Consider the following 3,253-nt stretch of genomic DNA (forward strand, 5'->3'; position numbering starts at 1 on the left):
CCTCGGTGACCAGCGGCACCAGCGCCCCCGCGCGCGAGGCAAGCGCGACCGCCACCGCGCGCGCGCTGTCGCCGTCATCCCACAGCATCACCGCCTCGAACGGCCCGAGATCGGCAAGCCACCCGGCGGGAACCCGGCCCGTGACGGCCACCGCCGTGCAGCCCGCAGCCTCGGCCAGCCGCTTCTGCTCGGCCGCCGCCGCCTTTCCCGGTCCGAGGCACAGCACCCGCCCGCGCGGATGGGTCGACAGCCGGTTCGACTCACCCGTCGGCCCCGGCAGATCGGTCACCGACAGCACCCGGTCACGCGGATCGGGCAGGGCGGCCAGCTCCGCCTCCAGTGCGCCGCGCTCGGCCGGGCCGCGCGGCTCGTCCGACAGCCGCGTCTGCCCGCGCGTTTCGGCCATCGTGAAGCGCGGCAGGTAGTGCGGCCCGCCGGCCTTCGGCCCGGTCCCCGACAGCCCCTCGCCGCCGAAGGGCTGGCTGCCCACCACCGCGCCGATCTGGTTGCGGTTGACATAGGTGTTGCCCACGCGGATCGCGGCGCAGACCTCCTGCACGCGGTCGTCGATGCGGCTGTGCATCCCGAAGGTCAGCCCGTATCCCCTTGCGTTCACGGCAGAAATCACCTTCGGCAGATCCGCCGCGCGATAGGTCGCCACATGCAGAACCGGGCCGAAGACCTCGCGCTCGAGGGCTGCGATGCCGCCCGGCAGGTCGATCAGCACGGGCGCCACGAAGGTCCCGTCGCCCGGCGCCTCCAGCTCGGCCAGCACGCGGCCCTCGGCGCGGGCGGCCTCCACATGCGCGAGGATGCCGGCCTGCGCGCGCGCGTCGATCACTGGCCCGATGTCGGTCGACAGCCGCCACGGGTCGCCCAGCCGCAGCTCGGCCATCGCGCCCTTCAGCATCTCCAGCACGGGGCGCGCCACGTCCTCCTGAACGTAGAGCAGCCGCAGCGCCGAGCAGCGTTGCCCAGCCGATTGATAGGCCGAGGCGATGATGTCGCGCACCGCCTGTTCCGGCAGGGCGGTGCTGTCCACCACCATCGCGTTCAGCCCACCGGTTTCCGCGATCAGCGGCGCGGCGGGGGCGAGATGCGCAGCCTTGGCGCGGTTGATCGCCTGCGCCGTCTCGGTCGAGCCGGTGAAGCACAGCCCCGCGATGCGCGCATCCGACGAGAGCGCCGCGCCCACCTCGGCCCCGCGCCCCGGCAAAAGCTGTAGCGCCGCGCGCGGCACACCGGCCTCGTGCAACAGTTGCACCGCGAGGTGCGCGACAAGACCCGTCGCCTCGGCGGGCTTGGCGATCACGCCGTTGCCGGCGGCCAGCGCCGCGGCGATCTGGCCGGTGAAGATGGCCAGCGGGAAGTTCCACGGGCTGATGCAGGCAAAGATCCCGCGGGCGGGCGCGGCCAAACCCGCGGCCTCCCCGGCATAATAGCGCAGGAAATCCACCGCCTCGCGCAGCTCGCCCACGGCATCGGGGAGCGTCTTGCCCGCCTCGCGGGCCAGGAGCGCGAAGATCTCGCCATAGCGCGCCTCGTAAAGGTCGGCGGCCCGGCGCAGCACCGCCGCGCGCGCCTCGACCGGGGCGTCCCAGCGGGCGGCGGCCGAGAGCGCGGCCTCGATATCCGCGCCCGCGGCCAGCGTCACATGGCCCACGCGGTCCTCCGCGCGCGCGGGGTTGATCACGATCCAGTCCTCGCCGCCCGTCACCGCCGCGGCAAGGATCGGTGCCGCCGTCCATGTGGCGGCGGCAAACGGCGCGCGCGCCGCCTCGATCGCGGCCAGTTCCACGGGGTCCGTCAGATCGAAACCGCGCGCGTTTTCGCGCTCTGCCCCGAAGATCCGCGCGGGCGCGACCACGGCCTTGGCCTCGGCCCCCTCAAGCGCCTCGAACGGGTCGCGCGCGACCGTCGTGGCGGGCACCCCGCCATCGAGCACCTGGTTCACGAAGCTGGAATTCGCCCCGTTCTCCAACAGCCGCCGCACGAGATAGGCCAACAGATCCCGGTGCTTGCCCACCGGCGCGTAGATCCGGCAGCGCGGCCCGTTGCCCGCTCGCACCATTTCGTGCAGCGCCTCGCCCATGCCGTGCAGGCGCTGGAATTCCCACGCGTCGCGGTCCGGCCCCATCTCGAGGATCGCGGCGACGGTCTGCGCGTTATGCGTGGCGAATTGCGGAAAGATCCGGTCGGTCATGCCCAGAAGCTTCCGCGCGCAACACAGGTAGGCGACATCGGTCGCCGCCTTCCGCGTCCAGACCGGGAAATCCTCCAGCCCCTCGACCTGCGCGCGCTTGATCTCGGTGTCCCAATAGGCGCCCTTGACCAGCCGCAGCATGATGCGCCGGTCATGGGTCTCGGCCAGCGCGTAAAGCCAGTCGATCACCGCGCTGGCGCGCTTGCCATAGGCCTGCACCACCACGCCGAACCCGTCCCAGCCGGACAGCTGCGCATCGGCCAGCACCGCCTCGATCACGTCGAGCGACAGGTCGAGGCGGTCGGCCTCCTCCGCGTCGATGTTGAGGCCCATGCCCTGCGCCCGCGCCGCCCGCGCCAGCTCCCGAACCCGCGGCACCAGCTCGGCCAGCACCCGGTCGCGCTGCGCCTCCTCGTAGCGCGGAAACAGCGCCGAAAGCTTGATCGAGATGCCGGGATTGACCCGGATGTCGTCGGACCGGCAAGCAGGCTGCAGCGCGCGGATCGCGCCCATGTAGGCGTCGAAATAGGCCGCCGCATCGCGCGCCGTCATCGCCGCCTCGCCCAGCATGTCGTAGGAATAGGCATAGCCGCGCCGTTCCTCGGCAGCGGCCCGGCGCATCGCCTCGGCCATGTCCTGACCGAGGACGAAATGCTGCCCCATCTCGCGCATCGCGCGGGCGACCGCCTTGCGGATCACCGGCTCGCCGAGGCGGCGCACGGCGCCTTTCAGCACGCCCGCCATCCCCTCGCCATCCTGCAGGACGCGCCCCGTCAGCATCAGCGCCCAGGTCGAGGCATTGACCAGCGACGAGGCCGACCGGCCCAGGTGCGCGCCCCATTCCGAGGGCGCGATCTTGTCCTCGATCAACGCATCCATCGTGGCGGCGTCGGGCACGCGCAGCAGCGCCTCGGCCAGGCACATCAGCGCGATCCCCTCGCGCGTGGACAGGCCGTATTCGGCCAGGAACACCTCCATCAGCCCCGGCGCGCGGTCGGCGCGCATCCGCTCCACCAGCTCGGCGCCCCGCGCGGTCGCGCGGCTCCGCAG

General features: G+C 72.6%; 1 protein-coding gene. It reads right to left on the minus strand.

All coding sequences use genetic code 11. The features are described 5' to 3' along the window. On the minus strand, window positions 1-3,253 hold a 3,253-nt coding region (gene putA, locus QQK83_RS19055; protein ID WP_284266994.1), incomplete at both ends, for a bifunctional proline dehydrogenase/L-glutamate gamma-semialdehyde dehydrogenase PutA.

Source organism: Roseicyclus amphidinii, assembly GCF_030163755.1.
In the GTDB taxonomy this organism is placed as follows: Bacteria; Pseudomonadota; Alphaproteobacteria; order Rhodobacterales; family Rhodobacteraceae; genus Roseicyclus; species Roseicyclus amphidinii.